The organism is Paenibacillus sp. EB106-05-06-XG162, assembly GCF_058791655.1.
In genome coordinates, this window is the sequence record NZ_JBYTDT010000014.1 from 1 (window position 1) to 23,865 (window position 23,865).

At 46.8% G+C, this 23,865-nt stretch carries 20 protein-coding genes and 1 rRNA gene; 16 read left to right on the plus strand and 5 right to left on the minus strand.

All coding sequences use genetic code 11. The features are described 5' to 3' along the window. Positions 1–77: ribosomal RNA gene (gene rrf, locus AC3WU2_RS23305) — 5S ribosomal RNA — on the plus strand; the annotation flags it as partial. Positions 78–225: 148 nt separating this feature from the next. Here rrf and AC3WU2_RS23310 read toward each other — a convergent pair. Both AC3WU2_RS23310 and AC3WU2_RS23315 read right to left on the minus strand, forming a co-directional pair. After that, a complete protein-coding gene (locus AC3WU2_RS23310; protein WP_492457390.1) occupies positions 226–1,008 on the minus strand; it encodes an alpha/beta hydrolase in 783 nt (260 codons plus the stop codon). Positions 1,009–1,170: 162 nt separating this feature from the next. Further along, positions 1,171–2,172, minus strand: coding sequence for a LacI family DNA-binding transcriptional regulator (locus tag AC3WU2_RS23315; protein WP_492457391.1), 1,002 nt, complete (start codon positions 2,170–2,172; stop codon positions 1,171–1,173). A 152-nt stretch (positions 2,173–2,324) separates the two neighbouring features. On the opposite strand from AC3WU2_RS23315, the gene AC3WU2_RS23320 reads away from it, so the two are divergent. From AC3WU2_RS23320 to AC3WU2_RS23390, 15 genes are all read left to right on the plus strand, one after another. Next, positions 2,325–2,642 (plus strand): UxaA family hydrolase, encoded by a 318-nt coding sequence (locus AC3WU2_RS23320; RefSeq protein WP_492457392.1) that lies wholly within the window; start codon positions 2,325–2,327, stop codon positions 2,640–2,642. A 22-nt stretch (positions 2,643–2,664) separates the two neighbouring features. Further along, positions 2,665–3,825, plus strand: a complete 1,161-nt coding sequence (locus AC3WU2_RS23325; protein ID WP_018759569.1) for a UxaA family hydrolase — start codon at positions 2,665–2,667, stop codon at positions 3,823–3,825. Between the two features lie 20 nt (positions 3,826–3,845). Then, positions 3,846–4,640 (plus strand): SDR family NAD(P)-dependent oxidoreductase, encoded by a 795-nt coding sequence (locus AC3WU2_RS23330; protein WP_018759568.1) that lies wholly within the window; start codon positions 3,846–3,848, stop codon positions 4,638–4,640. Between the two features lie 32 nt (positions 4,641–4,672). Continuing rightward, entirely contained in the window at positions 4,673–5,449 is a 777-nt protein-coding gene (locus AC3WU2_RS23335) for an SDR family NAD(P)-dependent oxidoreductase (RefSeq protein ID WP_492457393.1), read from the plus strand. Between the two features lie 21 nt (positions 5,450–5,470). After that, positions 5,471–6,355: a fumarylacetoacetate hydrolase family protein gene (locus AC3WU2_RS23340; protein WP_492457394.1), complete on the plus strand. Its 885-nt coding sequence runs from the start codon at positions 5,471–5,473 to the stop codon at positions 6,353–6,355. A 169-nt stretch (positions 6,356–6,524) separates the two neighbouring features. Next, positions 6,525–7,166 carry a glycoside hydrolase family 73 protein gene (locus AC3WU2_RS23345; protein ID WP_492457395.1) on the plus strand — a complete coding sequence of 214 codons (642 nt, stop codon included), beginning with the start codon at positions 6,525–6,527 and terminating at the stop codon, positions 7,164–7,166. Positions 7,167–7,357: 191 nt separating this feature from the next. Then, entirely contained in the window at positions 7,358–8,245 is an 888-nt protein-coding gene (locus tag AC3WU2_RS23350; RefSeq protein ID WP_492457396.1) for an FMN-binding protein, read from the plus strand. 82 nt (positions 8,246–8,327) lie between these two features. Continuing rightward, complete coding sequence (locus tag AC3WU2_RS23355; RefSeq protein WP_492457397.1) at positions 8,328–10,175, plus strand: FAD-dependent oxidoreductase; 1,848 nt, start codon at positions 8,328–8,330, stop codon at positions 10,173–10,175. A 115-nt stretch (positions 10,176–10,290) separates the two neighbouring features. Next, a complete protein-coding gene (locus AC3WU2_RS23360; RefSeq protein WP_492457399.1) occupies positions 10,291–10,737 on the plus strand; it encodes a hypothetical protein in 447 nt (148 codons plus the stop codon). Further along, on the plus strand, positions 10,724–11,713 hold the full coding sequence (locus tag AC3WU2_RS23365; RefSeq protein ID WP_492457400.1) for a polyprenyl synthetase family protein: 990 nt from the start codon (positions 10,724–10,726) through the stop codon (positions 11,711–11,713). Before AC3WU2_RS23360 ends, AC3WU2_RS23365 begins: the two co-directional genes overlap by 14 nt. 122 nt (positions 11,714–11,835) lie before the next feature. Further along, complete coding sequence (locus AC3WU2_RS23370; RefSeq protein WP_492457401.1) at positions 11,836–14,073, plus strand: helix-turn-helix domain-containing protein; 2,238 nt, start codon at positions 11,836–11,838, stop codon at positions 14,071–14,073. Between the two features lie 186 nt (positions 14,074–14,259). Further along, positions 14,260–15,198 carry an ABC transporter permease gene (locus AC3WU2_RS23375; protein ID WP_379350890.1) on the plus strand — a complete coding sequence of 313 codons (939 nt, stop codon included), beginning with the start codon at positions 14,260–14,262 and terminating at the stop codon, positions 15,196–15,198. 26 nt (positions 15,199–15,224) lie between these two features. Continuing rightward, positions 15,225–16,124, plus strand: coding sequence for a carbohydrate ABC transporter permease (locus tag AC3WU2_RS23380; RefSeq protein ID WP_018759558.1), 900 nt, complete (start codon positions 15,225–15,227; stop codon positions 16,122–16,124). Positions 16,125–16,244: 120 nt separating this feature from the next. Continuing rightward, complete coding sequence (locus tag AC3WU2_RS23385) at positions 16,245–17,951, plus strand: ABC transporter substrate-binding protein (protein WP_492457402.1); 1,707 nt, start codon at positions 16,245–16,247, stop codon at positions 17,949–17,951. Positions 17,952–18,201: 250 nt separating this feature from the next. After that, the gene (locus tag AC3WU2_RS23390; protein WP_492457403.1) at positions 18,202–19,581 is read left to right on the plus strand and encodes an ABC transporter substrate-binding protein; all 1,380 of its coding nucleotides are present in this window, start codon (positions 18,202–18,204) and stop codon (positions 19,579–19,581) included. A gap of 129 nt (positions 19,582–19,710) precedes the next feature. On the opposite strand, the gene AC3WU2_RS23395 is transcribed toward AC3WU2_RS23390, so the two are convergent. From AC3WU2_RS23395 to AC3WU2_RS23405, 3 genes are read right to left on the minus strand one after another with little or no spacing between them, the layout of a single operon-like run. Next, a complete protein-coding gene (locus tag AC3WU2_RS23395) occupies positions 19,711–20,580 on the minus strand; it encodes a UbiA-like polyprenyltransferase (protein WP_492457404.1) in 870 nt (289 codons plus the stop codon). Beyond that, complete coding sequence (locus tag AC3WU2_RS23400) at positions 20,550–21,854, minus strand: aspartate aminotransferase family protein (RefSeq protein WP_492457405.1); 1,305 nt, start codon at positions 21,852–21,854, stop codon at positions 20,550–20,552. Before AC3WU2_RS23400 ends, AC3WU2_RS23395 begins: the two co-directional genes overlap by 31 nt. Before the next feature lie 38 nt (positions 21,855–21,892). Beyond that, positions 21,893–23,851 carry a peptidase U32 family protein gene (locus AC3WU2_RS23405; protein WP_492457406.1) on the minus strand — a complete coding sequence of 653 codons (1,959 nt, stop codon included), beginning with the start codon at positions 23,849–23,851 and terminating at the stop codon, positions 21,893–21,895. Positions 23,852–23,865: the final 14 nt, after the last annotated feature.

Sequence of the window (23,865 nt, forward strand, 5' to 3'; positions counted from 1 at the left end):
CGAACACGACCGTTAAGCCCTCTAGCGCCGATGGTACTTGGACCGCAGGGTCCTGGGAGAGTAGGACGATGCCAAGCAGCTAAAGACCACTTTTGAGAATCAATTCTCGAAGGTGGTCTTTTTTATGTGCTTATGATTTTGAGTCGCTGAAAATGACGCAATGTATGATTTGAGTAGGCTATTTCCCTCGACACACTGAAAGCCCAGCATGTCGAGGATTTTCTATTAAGATTTGCGAAGCGGCAGCCAGCGAAGCACTTGTTGAATCTGTTGATCCCAGTACTCCCAATTGTGATCCCCAGGACCTTCTTCGTACGTGAGATCGAGTCCAACTTTCTTGCATGTATCGCGGAAGAGTACATTTTGATCATATAAGTAATCTTCGGTTCCGCAGCATTGAAATAACTTAGGCTTTTGAACGGCATCCGTCGTCGATCCAAGCGTCGATACCAGGTGGAGCAAATCACTGTTCGACCCTTCAACTTTTTGATTGCCGAATACGAGTTGATAGACCTCTGGCCACCACTCCAAGCATCTTGGATCCGTGAGGTCCATCGCGCCTGATAAGCTTGCTGCAGCAGCGAAGCGATCCGGGTGATTCAGCGCAAGCTTGAATGCACCATATCCCCCCATAGATAATCCTGCGACGAAGTTATCTTCGCGTGCCTCTGAGAGTGGGAAGAATGATTGAGCGACGCGAGGCAGTTCTTCACTAATGAAGGTCCAATAACGATTACCGTGGACCATATCTGCATAGAAGCTGCGATCAACCTGAGGCATGACAATAGCGATACCTAGTGCTGCGGCATACCGCTCGATTGACGTGCGGCGTATCCATGTCGTATGGTCGTCAGAAAGCCCGTGCAGCAAGTAGAGCGTTGGGTGACGGAGCGAGTGCATGACATTCGTAAGCCCAATCTGCGTCTTTGTCTGCTCTGGCAGGATGACCGACATGGTTGTGCTGAGACCTAAAGACTCGGCATAAAAGTTACATTGTATTAGTGCCATAACTGTAGTTAACCCTCCCAAGTTGAGAATTGCCTATGTGCGAATCGTGAAGGCAATACCTTTCTACCTTATGATTCTCCACGTGCTTACGTCTTTCCTGCAATATCCTATCTTCACTGAAAAATCAAAAAACCTGTCAGAATTACTCCAACAGGTTCACAATTATATTTCCGTACTGGAACGGCGCACAATCAGCTTAGACGGAAGGATGACACTCCGAGGCTCATTGGCTGTCCCTTGAATACGATCGATGAGCATTTGCATGCCAATCCGACCAAAATCATAAGCAGGTTGTGCCGCAATTGTTAAGAAGGGGTCCACGATATAACCAGGATCGAGATCATCGAAACATACGATGGACATGTCGTCAGGAATACGAAGCTCTCTGCTCCGAAGTGATCGAATGACGGCTAAGGTAATAAAGTTATTGGCTGCGAATATCGCAGTTGGCGGTTCCTCTAAGGATAACAGCTTATCAATAATCGGATCGGCATCGAATTGCGAATACCCTGTCTCGAACATATAATCGGGATTCACAGGAATATCGTTCAGCTTCAATGTCTCCAAATATCCTGCCTCGCGCATTCTTGCCGTTGAGATGCCGGGTGACCCGTTAATAAAAGCGATTCGGCGATGCCCCAGCTGGATTAAATGTTCTACTAACGCTTTGGAACCTTCCTTGCTATCTCCTAATACGCGGTCAGAATCAATATCAGGCACTTCACGGTCAACCAGCACAAAAGGAATATTGTATAACTGCAATTTCTGCAAGTGTTCTAAGGACTGGTCTCCGGCAGGCGCAATGAGTACGCCGTCTACACGCATGGAGAGTACGGTCTCAATATATTCATGTTCTTTCTTGACATCCTCATCGCTATTCGAGAACATGAGCCGATATCCTAATCGCTGAGCAGCATCTTCTGCGCCTCGTGCGAGTGTTGTATAGAAGGGGTTGGTAATATCCGTAATGAGGAGGGAGATAATCTTGGTCTGCTGAAGAACTAGGCTTCGAGCCGCATGGTTGGGAACGTAGTTCATTTCCTTCATGATGGCTTTGACACGCTGTCTTGTCTTCTCGCTGATACGGCCAGTGTTATTGATAACTCTGGAGACCGTCATGGTTGAGCATTGTGCTCTTTTGGCGATGTCATAGATTGAAACCATGGTAGTATCCTTTCTATATCAAGTGATATCGTCAATATTGAAGGAATCAGGTGCGAAAGTCAAGATACAGAAACGAGGAAAATTATCCTTGACACTACCGGGTAAAGTTGATACTTTTGAGTTACCGATAACTCTATTGAGGTGATGAGAAAATGGCAGGAGAAGTAGTAGCTGGCGCTGATGCACTCGTCGTGGATGAGAAAGATCATGTTGCGACTGCACTGAAGGACATCCAAGCAGGTGATACGATTCATTACAGAAGTAAAGATCAGTTTGTGACGGTTGTAGCGTTGGATCCGATACCATTCGGACATAAAGTCGCACTTGTTGACCTGGAAGAAGGAACGCATGTTATGAAATATGGTGAAGTCATTGGACGCGCAACGGTCTTGATCGAACGCGGGCGTCATGTTCATGTGCATAATGTGGAAGGGATTCGCGGCAGAGGAGATCAAAGTCAAGGGGCGTAGCGCCTGAGGGGGAAAATGGATCATGGACTTTATTAAAGGTTATCAACGCGCCAATGGCGAGTACGGTATTCGAAATCATTTGTTAGTTATTCCTACGGTCATTTGTGCGAATCAAGTATGCAATCGAATTAGTCAGACTGTTCCTGGAACCGTTTCCATCCCGCATCAACATGGCTGCAGTCAGATTGGCGCAGATAAAGTACGTACATTCGAGACACTCGCAGGTACAGGGAAAAATCCAAATGTCGGAGCAGTAATTATTGTAAGCCTTGGGTGCGAGGTTATTGACCCGCACGAGCTTGCGAAGGACATTGGAGCGACAGGAAAACCGGTTGAAGTGATTGATATCCAAGAAGTGGGCGGATCGGTGAAGGCGATTCAGAAAGGGATCGAAATCGCGAAACGTCTACGTGCTGAGCTGGATCAACTACCTATCGTAAATATGCCAATCAGTGAGCTTCGTATTGGGGTTAAATGTGGCGGATCCGATGCAACGTCAGGCATGGCATCCAACCCAGCACTGGGGGTAGCGTCTGACATCTTGATCGAGAAGGGCGGCACGGTCGTTATTAGTGAAACAACCGAGATTATCGGCGCAGAACATGTCATGGCTGCACGCTGCAGCTCGAAGGAAGTCGCCGACAAACTCTATCATTATATTGAGCGGTTCGAAGTCGAGATCAATCGAATGGGAGCAGATATGCGCGGTGGCAACCCAAGCCCTGGGAATATTGCGGGGGGATTATCTACGATTGAAGAGAAGTCTCTAGGCTGCATTAGCAAATGCGGAACTTCGCCGCTTGTCGGTGCTTTTGAATATGCAGAAGCGATTCCTGGCAAAGGCCTCTATTTCATGGATTCCCCGGGAAATGACATTGAGTGCGTATCGGGTATGGCGGCGAGTGGTGTACACCTTGTCTGCTTCACAACGGGACGTGGAACACCAACGGGTGCAGCGGTTATTCCGGTCATTAAAATCACAGGGAACGAACGTGTCTTCAAGTCTATGAATGATAACCTTGATGTCGACGTAAGCGCGATGCTCGCAGGTACGCTCGGACTGAACGAAGCTGGTGAATCGATCTGGCAAGAAATTGTCGAAGTAGCTGACGGCAAAGAGACCAAGGCTGAAATTCTAGGTCACCAAGAATTTAGTATCAACCGGATTGGACCAACATTGTAATGGAAGGGAGATTAACATACATGAACCGTTTGAAATCGAGAGTCGCTTTAGTAACTGGAGGAAGCCGCGGGATTGGTGAGGCGATTGTCATTCGTCTGGCTGAAGAAGGTGCGGATGTAGCGATTAACTACGCATCAGAAAAAAGTTTGGATTTAGCCGAGAAGGTCAAAGCACAAGTCGAGGCGCTTGGACAACGGGCTATCGTCGTACGTGCAGATGTAGGGAAGAAATCCGAGGTTGAGGCGATGTTCGCACAGGTTGAAGCTGAGCTTGGCCCCGTTGATATTCTCGTGAACAATGCAGGGATCGCGCCGTTCGAATCCTTCTTGAATGTCTCCGAAGAGACTTGGGATCGTACGTATAACACGAACGTAAAGGCAATTTTCTTAGCTTCGCAGATTGCAGCGAAAGGCATGATCGAGCGTCGTTACGGCAAAATTGTCAACGTTCTCTCGACAGCAAGCCTTGTCGTGACAAGTCCGGTGATCCCACATTACCAATCCTCCAAGGCTGCAGCGAACATGCTGACAAAAGGGATGGCCATTGAGCTCGGGAAGTTCAATATTAACGTAAACGCCGTGGGGCCAAGCACCGTGGATACGGATATGTGCACAGATTACTTGGCAAGCCCAGTGATCCGTCAGCAAGAGATTGAAGCGAATCCGATGAAACGCCTCGGTACAGCACGTCAAATCGGCGATGCGGTTGTATTCTTAGCATCCGAAGAAGCGATGCAAGTGAACGGTCATTTGCTTATGGTTGATGGCGGCTTAACGGTCAAAGCTGCACAGCCAGATGATCATATGGAACGTTAATTCTTGGGAGAAAATCTGAAGGAGGAGCTCGTATGCGATTAAAGGATAAAGTAACGTTAATTACTGGATCAGGCTCGGGAATCGGAAAAAGTTCCGCGAAACGTTTTGCGGAAGAGGGCGCTATTGTTATTATTAACGATCTGAACGAGGAGCATGGCAAGGCAGCAGCGGCAGAAATCGAAAGTGCCGGCGGACGCGCCCACTTCATTCGTGCCGATGTAACCAAAGCAGATCAAGTGCAGGCGATGGTCGCAGAAATCATCGAGCGTTACGGTCGTATCGATGTACTCTTCAACAATGCAGGTGTAAGCGGTGTTGGCCGTCTGCATGAAATTGAGGAAGAGGCGTGGGATCGCGTCATCAATATCAACATCAAAGGTGTATTTCTGCCATGTAAGTACGTTCTCCCTCATATGATGGATGCGAAGTCAGGATCGATCATTAATATGTCCTCCTGTATTGCTGAAATCGGGCTTGCACAGCGCGGTTCATATTCGACAACAAAAGGTGCAGTACTATCGCTAACCAAGTCGATGCAAGTGGATTATGCGCCATATAACATTCGTGTGAATGCCCTGTTACCAGGGACAATTCTTACACCGTTCGTTGAAGATTATTTGAAGAAATCCTATGGTGATGATCAAGAGGCGGCGTATGCTTCCCTCAAGACCCGCCAATTAAGCGGAGATCTAGGACGTCCTGAAGATGTGGCGCAAGCTGCGTTATTCCTCGCTTCGGACGAATCGAAATTTATGATGGGGTCACCGCTCTATATTGACGGCGGCGTTGTATTCGGCAAGAATGCTTAAAATACAAGGAGGTTCACGAGCGTGAAACTGTTAACATTTATTGAAGAGGGTCAGCAGCGTCTTGGTGTTCAGACAGCATATGGGGTATTGGATGTGGCTCGTGCAGCTGCAGGAGACAACCACGTGCCGCAGAACGTGATGGATGTCATCCAAGGCGGACAGGCAGCAGTAGATAAACTCCAATCGATTGTCGATCAATACGGTACATCGGGGGATGCATTGCTGGATGAGTCGACAATCACTTACGGGCCTTGCGTCACGGCACCGAACAAAATTATTTGTGTTGGTCTCAACTACAAGAAGCATGCAGAAGAGACGAATGCCCCTATTCCGGCGTATCCGATTCTGTTCAACAAATTCAATAATACATTAACATCACATCTAGCGGAGATCGTCGTACCGAACGTGACGAAGGAACTTGACTATGAGGCAGAGCTCGTCATCGTGATCGGGAAGAATACGAAGAATGTATCCCGTGAGGAAGCATTGGATCATGTATTTGGCTATTGTGCAGTCAATGACCTATCGGCACGTGATCTGCAAATGCGTACCCATCAATGGTTGTTAGGCAAAACATGCGATGATTTCAGTCCGCTTGGACCTTACCTGGTGTCGGCTGATGAAGTTGGCGATCCAAACCAACTATTCATTCGAGCGATTGTCAATGGTGAGATGCGTCAGAACTCGAATACATCCGACATGATTTTCCCATGTGACGAGATTGTCAGTTACATCTCGAAGCATATGACATTGGTGCCCGGAGATATCATCTTGACAGGTACACCAGAAGGGGTCGTTCTTGGATTACCGCCAGAACAACGTGTCTACCTGCAGCCGGGTGATGTCGTAACGATAGAGATTGAGAAGCTAGGATCATTAACGAACCGGTTCATCGCGGAAGTGTAATCCTATTATTATTTTCATAAACTCATATACATGGAACCTGTACGGCCTTGTGCTGTGCAGGTTTTTTTGTCGTTCGTCCGCAATACGCCTTGTCCCTCTAGCAAGTGCGTGCATACTATATCATATCGTACAAGAAAGCAATCCGAATCGTAGAAAGGGGGAACGTGACATGGATCCACAACAGTTTATCGCAAGAATAGCACCCATGGCGGTTCGCAGTATGCATCAGACCGGCATCCCTGCATCATTAACCATCGCACAAGCAGCGCTGGAAAGCTCTTGGGGTAGTTCATCCTTAACCGTGAAGCAGAATAATCTATTCGGGATTAAAGGCGGGAACAGCTCCTGGACCACGACAGAATATGGGCCTGATGGCAAGCCGTATACGATTAAAGCTTCCTTCCGAGCCTATCCCAGCTGGCAAGATTCTATTGATGATCACGCTAATCTGCTGCTAAACGGGACCAAAGGTAATCCAATGCGGTATCGCAAAGTCATTGGGGCGGATTATAAAACGGCAGCACAGGCGGTATATCAAGGCGGATATGCGACAGATCCCAATTATCCAAAGCTGCTGATTCAATTGATCGATCAGTACCATCTCTACGTATATGATGCCACATCGACAGAGGAGGTGAATACATTGAACCTGACTGCAAATCAACAGACCATGCTCGTGACAGCCATTGATGATCTGATCAATAAAGGATATATTACCGATCCAAGCTGGCTTGACAAGGTGAAGAAAAGTGAACTAACACTATCCGAGCTGACTTGGTTAAACACAATCGTACTGACGCGGTTAAAATAGTTCAAATAGGGAGGCAGCAAACGCTGGCCTCTCTTTTTATTCCAAAAATGGAGCGAGAAAAGAATGAAGTAAGTCAGGAAATGGATTGTGACTAATATCACATGAATCTGATTAAAATTCTGATAGAATTACTTTGAGATAAAATTCACAAACAAATGATTATGTGAAACCAAACTAGGAGGGTCTATACCATGAAAAAAATATCTGTATTATTTCTGACAACTGTGCTTGTCGTTGGTCTTCTTGCAGGATGCGGTGGCAAAACAGAAACTACGAAGCCAGAAACAACAACAGAGTCCACTACAACTGACAAAACAACTGCAGAGCAAGGTACTTACGCAGATGGAACATATTATGCAGAACAACCTGAGTTCACAGATGGCTGGAAATACGCTGTAACATTGCAAGTGGAAGGCGGAAAAATTACGTCCGCAAACTGGACAGGCATTAACGAGGCCGGCGGCCCGGATAAGAAAGCTCTATCCAAAGAAGGCAAGTACGGCATGAAAGATAAAGGTAAAGCATTAGGTGAATGGCATGAAGAAGCTGAAAAAGCAGAGCAATTCTTGATCGAGAAGCAAGATCCTAAGGCAATAACAACCAATGCAGAAGGTAAGACGGATGCGATCACTGGCGTTACGATCACCGTTAGCCCATTCGCAGAGCTTGCTGAAAAAGCACTAGCAGCAGGCGTTGTTGAGCCAGGCCCTTATAAAGACGGAGCTTACCACGCAGAAGAAGCTAATTTTGACGATGGTGGCTTTAAATATACTGTTGATCTTACTGTATTGAACGGTAACATCGTTGCAGCGAACTGGGATGCACAAGCGAAAGACGGCGGCGACACGAAGAAGAAATTGTCCAAAGATGGTAAGTACGGTATGAAAGAAAAAGGCAACGCAGCTGGGGAATGGCACGAAGAAGCTCAAAAAGCGGAGAAATTCTTGATCGAGAAGCAAGATCCTGCAGCATTTTCTCTAAATGCAGAAGGTAAATCGGATGCAGTATCAGGTGTAACTATCACTGTGAGCCCATTTGTTGATTTGGTTACTAAAGCACTTGAAGGTGCGAAAAAGTAATAAACGAAGTTCACAGAAGGATATCCCTGCTGCGTATACAGCGGGGGTTTCTTCGTAAAATACGGATAAAGAGGTGACTCCCATGAATAAGAAAATTATCGTTCTTGGTGGAGGTTACGGAGGCGTACTAACGGCTAAGAAATTAGCGAAGAAATTCAAAAAGGGATCTGGCGTTGAAATCACACTCATCGATCGCAAGCCATACCATACACTCCTAACCGAATTACACGAAGTTGCAGCAGCACGCGTTGAGGAAGATTCGATCAAAGTCGATCTGAAGAAGATTTTTGCCGGACGTAATGTCAATGTGGTGCTCGACGATATTGCCAACATTGATTTTAATGCCAATACACTTCATTCGAAACATAACAAAAGCTATAACTACGATTACTTAGTTATCGGTACAGGCTGTAAGCCGTCGTACTTCGGTATTCCAGGTGCAGAGGAGCATGCATTCTCGTTATGGTCTTATGAAGATGCTGTTGCACTAAGAGAACAAATCCGCAATATGTTCATCAGAGCTGTGAAAGAAACCGATCCATCAGTCCGTAAACGTATGTTGACGTTCGTTGTTGTAGGTGCAGGCTTCACGGGGATTGAGATGATCGGTGAGCTTGGTGAATACAAGGAGCAATTGTGCAAAGAGTTCTACCTGGATAAATCGGAAGTACGTCTTGTTGTTGCCGATATGGCACCAAAAATCTTGCCGATTCTACCAGACAAGTTGATCCAGAAAGCAAAGCAGCGTCTTGATAAACTGGGCATCGAAGTCATCACAGGTACGCAAATTACAGGCGTATCGCCAACGTCCGTAAGTCTCGGAGAATCTGGGGACCTCGAAGCGAACACCGTTATCTGGACGGCGGGTGTCGAAGGTTCGGATTTGGTAGGCGAATTGGATCTAGAACAAAAGGGTAGAAAACGGATCGTAACGAACGAGCATTTGCAAAGTATTGATCACAAAAACGTATACGTCGTCGGCGATAACATCTTCTATATCCCAGAAGGCGAAGAACGTCCTGTCCCGCAAATGGTTGAGAATGCGGAGAACGCAGCGCCACTCATTGCGAATAACATTCACGCTGTAATTACGGGACAAGCTCAGCAGAAGCCATACAAGCCGGTATTCCACGGGACGATGGTATGTATCGGTGGACGCTACGGGGTAGCGAATATCGGTACACCAAAGAAAATGTTCATGTTCACAGGCTTCATGGCTATGTTCTTCAAACATTTCATTAACTTGTTCTATTTATTCCAAGTGTGTGGATTTAATAAATGTTATTCCTATATGCTTCATGAGTTCTTCCATGTACCAAATCGTCGGAGCTTCGTGGGCGGACACTTGTCCAAGCGTTCCCCGAACTTCTGGCTTGTACCCCTTCGGATATTCGTTGGTGCGATGTGGTTAAAAGAAGGTCTTGCGAAGTTACCAAAAATTCTGGAAGATCCGGGCAATATTTTTTTGATCCCAGCCAAAGCGGTTGACGGTACTTCGGGTGCGACTGAAGCTGTAGCAGCAGCAGGGGAAGCCGTAAAAACGGCTGTCGAGGCACTGCCGGTTCCTGACTTTATTAGCAGCATGGTCAAGGGAACGATGGATATGTTCTTCTATACGAGCGATGGCGGGTATACCGCACTAGCATCGATATTCCAAGCTGCTATGGTATGCGGAGAGATCATCTTCGGTCTCATGCTCATTGTAGGCCTGTTCACATCGGTAGCATCCATTGGTACGGTTGCAATGGGGTTGATGATCTGGACATCTGGTATGGCTCCTTACGAAATGCTCTGGTACTTGTTCGCAGGTGTCGCGTTAATCGGAGGTTCCGGCAGTACGCTTGGTATGGACTACTACCTGTACCCGCATTTGAAACGCATCTGGCGTAAAATTCCGTTCGTCAAGAAATGGTATTTATACGCAGATTAAACTAGAGGTTAAGGTTATAGGTTTGGGTACCTGTCAGCCATAAAAAAAGGAGCGTATTGCGGATCATGCTGCATTACGCCCTCCTTATTTTCAGAGGAAAAGCAGGTGATGAATCATGAGTACAAGCCAATTAATGACACAGACGTTCGAACAATTAACGCAGCAATTAGCACCCGATGCTGGCATTGCGATTGAAGTGAACACCCGCTGGGTGAAAGAAATGGCTCATTTTCTGAATGAATATGATATGGATGATGCGCGGCGGCAATGTATTTTGGGATGCTATGTATTACTTCGATTGTCCCTGCAGTCCCATGGTGATGTACAGGAAGAAAAACTAGAACTAACACGCAAAATTCTTGACGGCGATTATTTACAGAGCATTTATTATGAATATGCCTTAGCGAACCATGCTATGGATTTGCTCAATGCACTCGCACCTGTTATCAAAACGATACACATTCGTAGAATCGAAGGAAAACCGGCTGAATTTATACTCCCTACCGCAATACATCAGTTTGTGACGTATCGGTACTCGAAGGCAGCTTATGAAGTTATCTGATGCCCTTCACATCGATGTGGACCGCATTGATAAAGAGATGATTGACCTGGTTCGCTACGATCGAGATTTGCCGGTATTCTCGGTTGTAAAGCGCAGCGTGCTCGATTTGATTCAAGCGGGGGGAAAGCGTCTTCGTCCCATGCTCGTTATCGTCGGAAGCCGATTCGGGACGCGAGAACCGGAAGGGAAGCGACTGGTTCGTCTGGCAGCGGCAGCTGAATTCGTGCATGCGGCATCCTTGATTCATGATGATATTATTGATAGTGCAGAACGGAGAAGACAGCAACCGACGCTCCATACGAAGACGAATAACTATACAGCAACTCATGTTGCGAACTACATGATGGCTAGAATTGTGGAAGCACTCTTCGAGTATTCGGATACAGAAGAACAAGGAAGTGCTCTCCAGGATCTGATTTCGGCAGCACCATCAAGGCTGTGTCTAGGGGAATATCAGCAGCTGAACACGCGATTCGATTATGATATTAGACTAGATACGTATTTGGAGAAAACCATGAATAAGACAGCGCTTCTCATGGCAACTTGCCTGCAGGTTGGCGCACGGACGGCAGAAGCAGACGAGTGGGTATCCAATAAGTTATACGCATTTGGCAGAGCGGTAGGCATGTCCTTTCAAATTAAGGACGATTTGCTCGATTTCGAGCAATCAGCAGGCAAGCTGGGTAAGCCGGCAGGAGCGGATCTAATGAACGGACAAGTGACGCTTCCTGTCATCTATGCACTTCGTGAAGAGCAGCTCGGGGGTCAAATTCGAGCGTTGCATGAAGGCTCCTCAGTGGAAAAGTTCCAATTCGTGATCGACCAGATTCGATGCAGTCCTGCCATGGATCAAGCGAAGGAACTGAGCCATCGATATATGCATGAAGCGTGGGAGCTGATTGAAGACCTGCGAGAATTTAAGGCTTCACAGGATTTAGAGACCATTTGGCATTATTTTAATGATCGGGATTTTTAAACTTAGAGAGAGTTATCCATTTACATGGGTAGCTCTTTTTTGCATGCTTCTAGATGAAAGGGGTTACAAGTGAGATTCAATCCGATATAATAACTTAAAAAACTGCGAAGCGGGGTTTGAACGTGAGGAGTTCTTGGTTTAAACGGCTTTTGCTGTCTTATTTGCCGATTTTTATTATTGTCATTACGTTTACATTCTTCGTGTTCTTCCAACTGTTCAGTGAGCAGAGTCGTAAGGAAGCGTCCAATGCGAATAAGATGCTGTCACTGCAGGCGATGCGTCTTGTCGATACGTCGCTGAAGGTGATTGATAATATGGTGGTGCTGGAGACCATTAACAGCAAGCCACTCAAAGACTTCTTCAAATCGAATACGAACAGCGATCCGTATACTACTATTGCTGCCGTGCAGAAGCTGAAAGAAATGATTACATATTACCCCTTAATCGATTCGATCTATATGGTGCGGTATGCTGACGGGTTCGTCCTCAGCGATGCGACGAATTCGTTCATCAAAGATTATGCAGACCAGAATTTCATACACAAATACCAAATCTCCAAGACGCCGAAGTGGACGGATGGTCGCAATTTCGAACAATTTAAAATGATCGGTGGTAAACAAGTTGTTAGTCTCGTTCGAGGCGCGCCGTACATGAAGAATGATCTTGGTATGATCGTGATCAATGTAGCGACAGAATCCCTTCATAAGCTAACGAAAGATCTGTACGACACAAAGAACAGTATTATTCAGACACGGGATACGTCCGGCAACCTGTTGTTCGGCAGCCCGCTGAATCAGGATGGGACGGAATTGAATTCGCAATATATCTCGAGCTACACCAGCTGGAAATACGGAAGCGGGCTGGTACATGGCGGATTGGTTCGGTTTATTTCATCGCTCTATAACGTATGGTTCGTCATCGGTCTTCTGATGATCGCTATGGGTCTGCTCTGGATGGTTTATGTGACGCGTCGCCATTCCAAGCCGATCGAGCAGATTGCTGCGAAGTTTAGCAGCTATTCCTTACCCATTGCAGGCGGGGGAGCAAGACGTGGTAAGACGGACGAATTTGCCTTTATCGAGTCTGCGCTGGACAATATTCTGGAGCAGGCGAGGCAATATCAGCAGAAATATCAAGAGGATCTGCATCTTCGGACGCGAGATTTATTCCATCAATTAATTGATGGAGGGGCAAATCTAACTTTGGTGGAATGGGAGCTCGAAGCGAAGCCATTGAAGCTTCCGACACCGACAGGACGATGTCAGATGTTCGTCGTCGAAATTGATAAGTACGGGGATTTCTGTAACAACTATTCCAAGGGTGACCAGCATCTGTTGAAGTTCACCCTGCGTACGGTCATTGAAGAAATCGCGTCCAAATTAGATTGTAGGTTGTGGTCTGAATGGACCTCGGCTTCCCATTTATCGGTGATGTTGTTCGAGACACCTGAAGCGAATCTCGATGAACCGACCTCGCTGCCTCAGCTTGCGGATCAGGTTAGAGGCTGGACCGAGCAGAATTTGAAATTTACAATTACGATTGGTCTAGGCCCGCTCGCAGAGATTGTAAGCGAGATTCCGATGTCCTATAAAGCTTGCATGGAAGCACTGAAGTATAAGACCGTTCTGGGCGAGAATCGGTTGATCTCGAGCGAGGATATTGCAAGCCAAGGCCAAGCGGAGGTCTATTCGCATCTTGGAGCGATTCGATGGCTAGTGCAGTCTTTCCGTACGGGTGAAGACCATTGGATCGAGGAATACGATGATTGGTTCATGCAATTGAAACAAGGGCTGCTCACAAATGATGAAATTATGAATGTCATGAATTATTTGATCTATTTCTTCGGCCGAGAAGTGTCCGGATGGAGTAAAGAAATCCAGCAGATGTGGGTTCAGGAGAGTCTGCCGAAGTTAAGTGAGCAGGTCGATAACGGGTATTCTCTTGATCAACTGCGCGAAGGCATCAAGCCGGTACTGATTGAATTGTATGATACGATCCAGCAGATGCGAGATACGCGTCAGCATACAGCGATGATTCGTGAGATGCGGAAATTCATTGAGCTGGATTATGCGAATCCGAATATGTCACTGGAATTTCTGGGCGAGCATTTCAAGATGAATGCGAAATATGTGAGTAAGCTGTTCAAAGAGAACACCGGGCAGAAGTTCGTCGATTTCCTAATCGAGATGCGCATGCAAGAGGCGCAACGTCTGTTGATCGAGACGACATATTCGGTGCAGGAGGTTGCAGAGCGGGTTGGCTATACGAGTGCGATCTCATTTAGCCGTGTATTCAAGAAGGTGGTAGGTTACTCACCCGGTGAATATCGTACGGATCACTTGCGAAGAGCGAATGGTTGAAAACGGTTTATTCGTAGAAAATAGTGCGGGCAGCGATGCGAATCGCTGCTTTTTTCGCATGCTGACGCCAAAGTGAAAAAAGTTAGATCGGTTTATTCTTGTTTCTTGTTGATAGATGAAATGCCCTCTACAATGGGGTCATATTCGAAAGCCGCAAACCAAGGTCTAGACGGAAGGAGCTGCGTGATGCCAAATCTAGTGAATGAAACAGGAGTCGTAAGAAAGCCAGCGTGGAGACGAATGAAGCGTCACTGGCAATTGTACTTGGTGATTTTGCTGCCACTACTCTATTTAGTAATCTTCAAATATGTGCCCATGGCAGGGATCGTCATTGCATTCAAAGATTATAACGTGATCAAAGGCATCTGGGGCAGCACCTGGGTGGGACTGAAGTATTTCGAGCAATTCTTCAATTCACCGAATTTCTGGCTCTATATTAAGAATACGCTCGGTATTAGCCTCTACGGGCTGTTGATCGGGTTCCCGGCTCCCATTATTCTGGCGCTGGCACTGAATGAAATACGCAACGGACTATTTAAGAAAAGTGTACAGCTCGTCACCTACGCGCCGTACTTCATCTCCACGGTTATCATGGTCTCGATTATTATCGTTAATCTAACGCCGAATGTCGGGATGATCAGTAAATTTTTCGCGATGCTGGGTGTGGAGAATACGAACTTTATGGGCATTCCCGGGTTGTTCAAATCGATCTATGTCTGGTCCGATGTATGGCAGTTCACAGGTTATGGCGCGATCATCTATATTGCTGCGCTTGCAGGGGTTAACCCTGAGCTCTATGAATCGGCCAAGGTAGACGGGGCTTCGCGCATCCAGAAGATTATTAATATCGATATTCCGAGTCTAATCCCGGTATCGGTCATCCTGTTGATCTTGAACTTAGGAAATATTATGAAGCTCGGTTTCGAGAAAATTTATCTCATGCAAAATCCGCTCAATCTGAGCACATCTGAAGTCATCTCTACTTACGTGTACAAAGTGGGCTTGCTCGGCTCTAGCTTCAGCTTCTCGGCTGCGATTGGGTTGTTCAACTCGGTCATTAACTTGATTCTGCTCGTATCCGTCAATTACATTGCTAAGAAATTATCTAATAATAGCCTGTGGTAATCCCGAAGAGGGAGAGAGGAGTCCTTATGATAACAGCATCTCGTATTCAAGAATCCAAGGGTGACCGTCTGTTCTTAGGTATCGTCTATCTGTTCTTGACGGTTATCTTATTGATCGTGGCGCTCCCGCTGCTCTATATTCTTAGCTCTTCCGTTAGTTCGCCTCAGGCCGTCGTATCGGGTAAAGTCTGGTTGTTCCCCGTCGATTTTACGTTAGCCGGCTACAAGGCGGTCTTCAATAATGCACAAATCGGCGTCGGTTATATGAATTCACTTTTCTATACGATTGTTGGAACCGTTATCAATGTCTTACTGACAATCATGATCGCATATCCACTGGCGAAGAAGACCTTCTATGGACGCAATTTTGTTATGGTGCTCCTCGTGATTACGATGATGTTCGATGGAGGATTGATTCCTTTTTATATGGTCGTCAAAAATCTGCATCTATTAGATACACGTTGGGCGTTGATCTTGCCAGGCGCACTGGCGGTATTCCAGGTCATTGTTGCACGAACCTTCTTTCAGACATCGATTCCGGATGAACTATCCGAAGCGGCAGAGCTGGATGGGTGCAGCGATATTCGGTTCATTTGGAGCATTGTATTGCCGTTGTCGAAGCCGATTATTGCGGTTATGACGCTCATGTATGCGGTAGGCCATTGGAATGCCTATTTCGATGCATTGATTTTCCTTAGATCGCCTGATCTATTTCCACTACAGATTATTCTACGAAATATTCTCATCCTGAATTCCGTCGATCCTTCGATGATGGCGAATGTCGATCAGATGCAGGCACAGCAAGGGCTGAGAGATTTGCTGAAGTATTCCTTGATCGTTGTCGCAAGCGCTCCGGTGCTCATCATCTACCCGTTCGTACAGAAGCATTTCGTCAAAGGGGTTATGATCGGTTCACTCAAAGGATAAGTCAGCTACAGACTTGAGAGGGGGGATGCGGCAGCCGCAAATTATTTCGCACGTTGGCATTAGCACAAGGATGACAGGGTCATGATTTACCATTAAGATGATAATGGAGGCGTAGTCTTTATGAGAAAAAAATGGACGAAGACGTTTGCAGGGACATTAAGTTTGGTATTCACCTTGGCACTCATGCTCAGCGCTTGCAGCGGCAATAGCACGCAGCAGTCGGAGACGCCAGCTGACTCGTCAGGCGAGAAGCCTGCGGCTCAGGAGGATTTGTTCACGGAAGTGGGGACGTATCCCATTGTGAAGAAGCCGATGACGATTAAGATGTTCGCGCCTCAGCTATCGACAATTGAGAACATGGAGACGAATACTTACACGAAGTTCCTCGAAGAGAAGACGAATATTAAGATTGACTGGGATTTGGTACCGGACAATGCGCTGAATGATCGCAAGCAGCTGATGCTGGCGAGCGGCGACTACCCGGAAGTCATCTTACACGGTGCTCTCACGAAAGAGGAGCAAATGAAATACGGCAAGCAAGGCGTATTCATTCCGCTCAATGAATTGATCGATAAATATGCGCCGAACATTAAGAAAGCGATGACTGACATACCGTATATGAAAGCATCGATTACAGCACCGGACGGCAACATTTATGCGCTGCCGCAAGTGAATGAGTGCTACCATTGTGATAATGCGCTCAAAATGTGGATCAACAAAGCTTGGCTTGATAAATTAGGGCTTCAGGTTCCAACCACGACGGAAGAATTCCATAACGTATTGAAAGCTTTCAAAGAAAAGGATCCCAATGGCAACGGCAAAGCAGATGAAATTCCACTAACGGGCTCCGATGAGATGTGGACGGGAAATGTCTCGGCCTTCTTAATGAACTCCTTCATCGTCGATGATTATACCGAGAAGAATGCGGGTACATTCCTACGTGTCGTGGACGGCAAGGTCGACTTCGTCGCGAATAAAGAGGAATGGAAGCAAGGGCTCTTATACTTAAATCAGTTATACAAAGAAGGCTTGATTGATCCAGCTTCCTTCACGCAAAATGCAGACGCGATCCAACAGCTTGCGAATAGAGAGAAGGATAACGTGATGGGTGCGTTGTCGACAGCATTAATCAGCTATGCATACAGCATGGACAGCAAGGCGCCGCGTCATAAAGATTATGTCGTCGTTCCGCCGCTCAAAGGACCGAATGGCGTACAGCAGACGTTGTTCTTCGCAGGTATCAATAGCTCGCAATTCGCCATTACCAATAAAGCTACGCCAGAGCAGCAAATCGCTGCGATCCGGTTCGCAGATTATCTCTATACAGAGGAATCGATCGTATTGCAAGAGAATGGGCCTGAAGGCGGGGGCTGGCGCAAAGCTACGGATGGTGAACTTGGTATGGACGGCAAGCCAGCCAAATATACGAACATCGTAAAAACCGATAAGAAACCGACGCATAATGATGGTTGGGAACAAATTGGACCGTCGCTCAGAACGTATGCATACCGTGCTTCTTGGACAGCTCCACAGGATCCGCTCGCAGATAATGGCTATGGTACACGACTTAATAACGTATCCAAAGAATATGAGCCGTATCATTCCAAAGAGCAATATCCGAACGGTCTGTTCATCGCCCTCGAAGATGCAGAGCTTAGCGCACAGATTAAGACCACCTTGGTCGACTACGTGAAGTCGAATATGGCGCAATTCATTACAGGCTCGAAGGATATCAACAAGGAATGGGACGCTTATGTGAAAGGCTTGGATGGTCTGCAATTAGCACAGTACCTCGAAATCTACCAGAAGGCTCTCGCATCTAAATAAGCGAGTTATGTTTCGGGAAAAGGCTGTCCTGCAGGGGAATCCCTTGTATGGACGGTCTTTTTTGGCTGCGGATACGATGATATTCACAGGAAAAACACATAAAAATCACACGACGTACACACCGTTTTTGATATATTAAGTTCGAATAAAGGGAATGGTTGGAAGGGGAGATGTACGGGATTGGCAGCCCAGTTTCTTGCTTTTTTGAGTAATAACTTATGAAAGGGTTTACAAAAAAGGAGGGAATCGATTGAAGAAGACTAGAAAATTGATGACATTATTCCTAATCACAACGTGCATCATGTCCATTCTACTATCGGCGTGCGGCAACTCAGCCAAGACGACAGAGGAACCAAAAACTACTACTGAGGCAGCAGTAGATGATAATAAGACAGAGCCAGCAACGGATAACAATGCTGAGGCCACGACCGGATCGAACGAACCTGTCACGATAAAATTTATGACGCCGTGGGGCGGCGAAGAAGTTAGAATCCGTCTTGCGGATGCATTAGAGAAGAAGTATCCTCATATCAAAATTGAACATATCAGTGCATTTGCTTCAGCTGAGAAAATACAAGAAGCGAATGCTGCGAATAACTCCCCAGATATTATGTTGATTACAGATCCATTCGTAACATTGCACGATCTCGAAATGACTTATCCATTGGATGATCTGATTGCCAAGAATAATGTGGACCTCACCAAGTTCCGTGACGGTGCGATCGATGCGATTCGTCAGCGCGACCCAGAGCAGAAAAATCGATTGCTCGGCATGCCGCTGGAAGATGTTGTTGTGAATCTTTTCTATAACAAAGATATCTTCGATAAACTAGGCATTGAGTATCCGAGCGAAACGCCTACCTGGGATGAAGTGTTGGATATGGCAACGAAAATCGCTGGGAAGCATGGAGATGGCGAGTATGTTGGACTTGCCGCACGTGGCTTATCCCAAGCGATGCTCCAGCTATCCGCTTCCGGTACGAATCCCGAAACAGGAGAAATCCTATTCGAGAAGGATCCGAAATTCGCAAAGTATTTCAATTTGATTCAACGGGTGGTTAGTATTCCGGGCAATGTGCCTGATGAAGCGCAGAAAGATAATTTCGGCTTTGAGAAGGGCAATGTGGGCATGATTCTATCCTTCGTGAATAGTGCGAAGCTCTATGCGCATACGGAAGGCTTGAACTTCGGCATGTCTGCTTACCCAAGCTGGAGCGATCTCCCAGGTGTATTGCCGAACAATATTCCACTGACGCTCGCAATAAATCCAGCAAGTAAACATATCGATGAAGCGTTCAAAGTGTTAGAATTCGCTGCTTCTGAAGAGAATCAGAAGAATATCGCGATTGGTGGGGCTCCGCCGGTGGTGAAGGATCCAGAGATTCGCAAATATCTAGCAGGCGAAGATAAAGTAGGCGTCTATAATATCGACGTCGCCTACAAGGGGACGGCAGCAGCGCCGGTATTCTCCCCGTACGGCCCGGATATTTTCTACTATGAATCCAATATTATCAGTGATAAGACCACTGAGATGATTAAGCTTAAGGGCAAGGAAGATGTGAATACCTTCTTGCGTAAAATGACAGATGAGTATGCGGCGAAATTGAAGGAGAAAGCGAATAAAAAGTAAATGTTCAAAGGCTTCGATGGACCCTAATAAGGTCTATCGAAGCCTTTTTAAACATGAGAATATTGAAGATTTCGGGGTCCCCGCAAAGTACCTGGAACGCTGCGAAGCTAATACACCACTTTGTGGGGGCTACATCAGAATAAAATCTAGCAGCGTACAGAATAAGATCACCATACTAATGACCTGATTCAGTTTATAGGAAGCAATCTTCATCAGGTGACGATTGCTCGGTTTGATAATACGATGCTCGGTAAGCAGCAGCAGGGTTGCAATGAAAATGCCGAGCAGATAGATCCAGCCGAGGTCGCGAATGAAAGCAAGGCTGAAGAGCAAGAGCACCATGATAAAGTGGAGGGCACGCGAGATGTAGAGCGCATCTTCGAACCCGAATATGCTCGGTACGGACCAGAGGCCATTTTTGCGATCAAAATCGATGTCTTGCGTCGCATAGATAATATCGAAGCCTGCAATCCAGAGCATGACGATCGTTCCCAGAATAAAGGGTGTAAAGGCGAACTGTCCTGTCACGGCGAACCAGGCGCCAATGGGCGCGGACGCAATCGTGAAACCTAGAAACAGGTGGCAGAGCCAGGTGAACCGCTTTGTATACGAATAAGCTGTAATGAGCAATATCGCGACTGGCGATAACGCGAAGCAGAGCGGATTCAGCATGGCGGCTGCGAATACGAACAGCGCGTAATTCAGAATAACGAACAGGATGACTTCCCTTGGCAAGAGCTGTTTCTTCGGCATATGGCGCGATGCGGTACGGGGGTTCAATGCATCGAACTTCAAATCCGCAAGTCGATTAAAGGCATTCGCTCCGTTGCGGGCTGCGATGAGTGCGATCAGCGACCAGGTAATCACATACCAGGATGGCCAGCCATTCGACGCCCACAGCAAGGAAATGATGGCGAATGGCAGCGAGAACAAGGTATGCGAGAACATGACGAGCTCGCCGAAGAGTCTTATTTTGCTTGTGACGCTTCGTATAACCATGCGTGCCCTCCTGTACAGACATCTTCAAGCGCTGAGAGCATTCTGCGAATGTTGGATTCATGGATGACGAGCGGCGGCTGGAAAGCCAGCACGTTGCGGTTCACACCATTTTTTCCGATAATGAAGCCCCGATTCTTCATGCATTCGATGATCATATCTACAGCCTCAGCGCCACGCTGAGGTGCATCCCCCAATATCTCCATGCCAACCATAAGTCCCATGCCACGCACATCCGTAATGAAATTGAAATTTTGCTTTAGCTCTAATAGACCATTCTTCAGCAGCTGTCCAAGCTTGTGCGAACGCCGCACCAGCCTCTCTTGTTCAATATAGTCAAGCACCGCCATTGCCGTAACGGAAGAGACAGGATTTCCACCAAAGGTGGAAGCTGAAGGTCGATTAAAGGAATTCGCGATCGCATCCGTCGTCGAGAAGCAGCCGATCGGGGTGCCATTGCCGAGTGCCTTCGCCATGGATAAGATGTCAGGGACGACACCGAAATGGTCCATCGCGAACATAGCACCCGTCCGTCCAAAGCCGGTTTGAATTTCATCTGCGATTAGTAAGACATTGTGCTGCTTAAGCAGTGCATGCACCTCTTGGAAATAGTGCTTCGCCGGTACGATAATGCCGCCATTACCTTGGATCGGCTCGACGATCATCGCTGCGATGGTATCGCCCTTCTCAGCAAGAACTTGGCGCAGGGCCTGAAGAGATTTCTCTGCGGCTTCTTCCAATGTCATGCTAGGATCGAACGGACGAGGAATGAAGTGCGTGTTCTTCTCAAGATACGGATCCGTACGCCACATCGGGATGCCGGTAACGCTCATCGTTAATGACGTCCGTCCATGAAGTCCAAAATCTAGCGCAATGAAGTCACGCTTATTCGTATGCAGTCGAGCGGCGAGCAAGGAACCTTCATTCGCTTCGGAACCACTGTTGCAGAAGAACGTCCGCTTCAAATCCCCAGGCAGAATACGCGCAAGCCGCTCTGCTAGATCCACCATTGGTTGTGTGAGATAGATGGTCGACGTATGCTGGAGCGTCTCAACCTGCTTAATCGTCTCTCGTGTAATATGCTCATTGCAATGGCCGCAAGCGACCACGGATACCCCTGCGAAGAAATCCACATAGGGGGTATCTTTCTCGTCGTACAAATATTGCATATGTCCTCGTACCATTTGAGGAGGCTGCTTATAGAAGTGGCTTGTGCAAGGGAACATGAACGTTTTGCGTTTCTGTAGAATTTGGTCTGCGCCGATCATATTGTCCATTAGGATCGTGCTCCTTTCTATTGGTCATGATCATGATCTTACTTGGTTGTCACGGCTTCTTCTTGCACGGCCTTACCGAAGGATAACGTGCCTAGCGTATATCCGGCATAGACCGGTGAACTCTGTTCATAGAGTGATGCGCAATGCTGAGGTGCCTCAAGCGCCTTGCGATACGTCCTTAGAATTGCGCGCAATTGGTCCGGTGTGTACGTGCTTCCTTCGATGCGGAAATGCCCTACGCCAGCTCGGATAAGATCTTGTAAAATAGGAAGATAGCAGAGTTCTTTGGCTGTCGTTAGATGATTCCGTCCGAATTGGTCCCGATATACCGGGTTCTCGCCTTTATCCGTCATGAGGACAAGATGGTGATTATCGACGAATTTATTGTCTTCTTCCGCTATGGATTGGAAGACTTCTGTATTCTCGTATAAATCGAGTTCCAAGAACATCACAACAGGTGAGCCGTGAACGACGATCTCCATCGGGACTGTCGTATGCGAGATCAATTCTGTGAAATGCTCGAGCGGAAGCTCGATGGAAGCGGTGGATCGATTCAGTCCATGCTCGTTATAGAACATGGCGGCCTGATTGTTCGAGATGTTCAAATTGTAATCTCCAATCATCTTCAGACCGAATTGCTGGAAGCGATGCAGCGCACCGATATTCGTCACGATCATGCCGTCGATACCAAGGTCTGCTGACTTCAATAGATGTTCATATTGCTCGAAATGCAGCTCCGACATCATGCGCGGCAAGGCGAGATAGATTTGAGATAATCCTTTCATTGTCGTCAATTCTTTAATCTCCTGACGTGTGAATGGACGATCAGGTGCGAAGACGTCGCCTGCCAAGTAAATATGATGAACGCCTTCTTCAATTGCGACCTTCGCTTGCGCGATATTATTGACACGTACGGAGAGCTCTCTTACAGCAGCTTCTGACCGATGTACCGTGGACAAGGATGTTCGAATCTCATTCAGGCGATCTTCATGAATATCACGTTCGGGTGTTGGTGTACTGAAGACTTTGCCTGTGCTGTAGAACTTGCCGGTTCCTTCATAACGTCGATTAATGTAAGACAACCCTGGATTACCGAATGCATACGCTGTGGAGAAATCACGCTTCCGATGCTCAAATAATTCACTTGAGTTTTGGGATCGGTTGTACCCGGTCGGATCTGCAATATAACGATCAATGGCGTCGCCGTAGCTGTTAATGAGCATCGTTACAAATTCTTTATCCCGCATACGCCCTTCAATCTTGAATGACGTGATACCGGATTCGATCAGCTCGGGAATATACTCATATAAATTCATATCTTTTGCAGCAAGCGGGTATTCTGTCGGATAGACGTTGCCGTCCTTCTTCACGCGATATTCCCAACGGCATGGCTTCATACATTGACCGCGGTTGCTGCTCATGCCGAAGATCATGGAGCTGATATGACAGTTGGCGCCATGCACCGTACACATATCGCCGTGTACGAAGTATTCGAATTCCATACCGGATTTGGCTTGCAGATACCTTGCCGTCTGCAGATCCATCTCGCGAGAAGCGACAACCCTTGTAACACCCATATCCGCAAGGAACTCAATCATCGGCAGATTGTGAACGTTCATCATAACGGAAGAGTGGATATTAATATCTAATCCCATCTCCTTGATGAGTGAGAGGATCGCGAAATCCTGTACGATAATCGCATCAGGCTTCACTTGATGTATAAATTGCAGATACTGTCTTGCATCATCCATATCCTGTTCATTAATAAGATTGTTAAGCGTAATATAAACTTTCTTGCCAAGGGAGTGAGCGATAGAGATCGCTTGCTCGATTTCTTCATAATTCAGATTGTAGCCTTTGCGCATCATACGCATATTGAGACTTGGACCCCCGAAATAAACGGCATCACAATTGGTCTCAATGACCGTCTGGAATATTTCGAACGTACCAGCAGGAGCGAGCAGCTCTACTTCTTTACCGTGAAAATATCTTGCCATAGGATAAAACCTCC

Coding starts and splice junctions, on each gene's coding strand:
- AC3WU2_RS23310 (WP_492457390.1), bottom strand. CDS start 1,008: ATGGCACTAATACAATGTAACTTTTATGCCGAGTCTTTAGGTCTCAGC.
- AC3WU2_RS23315 (WP_492457391.1), bottom strand. CDS start 2,172: ATGGTTTCAATCTATGACATCGCCAAAAGAGCACAATGCTCAACCATG.
- AC3WU2_RS23320 (WP_492457392.1), top strand. CDS start 2,325: ATGGCAGGAGAAGTAGTAGCTGGCGCTGATGCACTCGTCGTGGATGAG.
- AC3WU2_RS23325 (WP_018759569.1), top strand. CDS start 2,665: ATGGACTTTATTAAAGGTTATCAACGCGCCAATGGCGAGTACGGTATT.
- AC3WU2_RS23330 (WP_018759568.1), top strand. CDS start 3,846: ATGAACCGTTTGAAATCGAGAGTCGCTTTAGTAACTGGAGGAAGCCGC.
- AC3WU2_RS23335 (WP_492457393.1), top strand. CDS start 4,673: ATGCGATTAAAGGATAAAGTAACGTTAATTACTGGATCAGGCTCGGGA.
- AC3WU2_RS23345 (WP_492457395.1), top strand. CDS start 6,525: ATGGATCCACAACAGTTTATCGCAAGAATAGCACCCATGGCGGTTCGC.
- AC3WU2_RS23350 (WP_492457396.1), top strand. CDS start 7,358: ATGAAAAAAATATCTGTATTATTTCTGACAACTGTGCTTGTCGTTGGT.
- AC3WU2_RS23355 (WP_492457397.1), top strand. CDS start 8,328: ATGAATAAGAAAATTATCGTTCTTGGTGGAGGTTACGGAGGCGTACTA.
- AC3WU2_RS23360 (WP_492457399.1), top strand. CDS start 10,291: ATGAGTACAAGCCAATTAATGACACAGACGTTCGAACAATTAACGCAG.
- AC3WU2_RS23365 (WP_492457400.1), top strand. CDS start 10,724: ATGAAGTTATCTGATGCCCTTCACATCGATGTGGACCGCATTGATAAA.
- AC3WU2_RS23375 (WP_379350890.1), top strand. CDS start 14,260: ATGCCAAATCTAGTGAATGAAACAGGAGTCGTAAGAAAGCCAGCGTGG.
- AC3WU2_RS23380 (WP_018759558.1), top strand. CDS start 15,225: ATGATAACAGCATCTCGTATTCAAGAATCCAAGGGTGACCGTCTGTTC.
- AC3WU2_RS23385 (WP_492457402.1), top strand. CDS start 16,245: ATGAGAAAAAAATGGACGAAGACGTTTGCAGGGACATTAAGTTTGGTA.
- AC3WU2_RS23395 (WP_492457404.1), bottom strand. CDS start 20,580: ATGGTTATACGAAGCGTCACAAGCAAAATAAGACTCTTCGGCGAGCTC.
- AC3WU2_RS23400 (WP_492457405.1), bottom strand. CDS start 21,854: ATGGACAATATGATCGGCGCAGACCAAATTCTACAGAAACGCAAAACG.
- AC3WU2_RS23405 (WP_492457406.1), bottom strand. CDS start 23,851: ATGGCAAGATATTTTCACGGTAAAGAAGTAGAGCTGCTCGCTCCTGCT.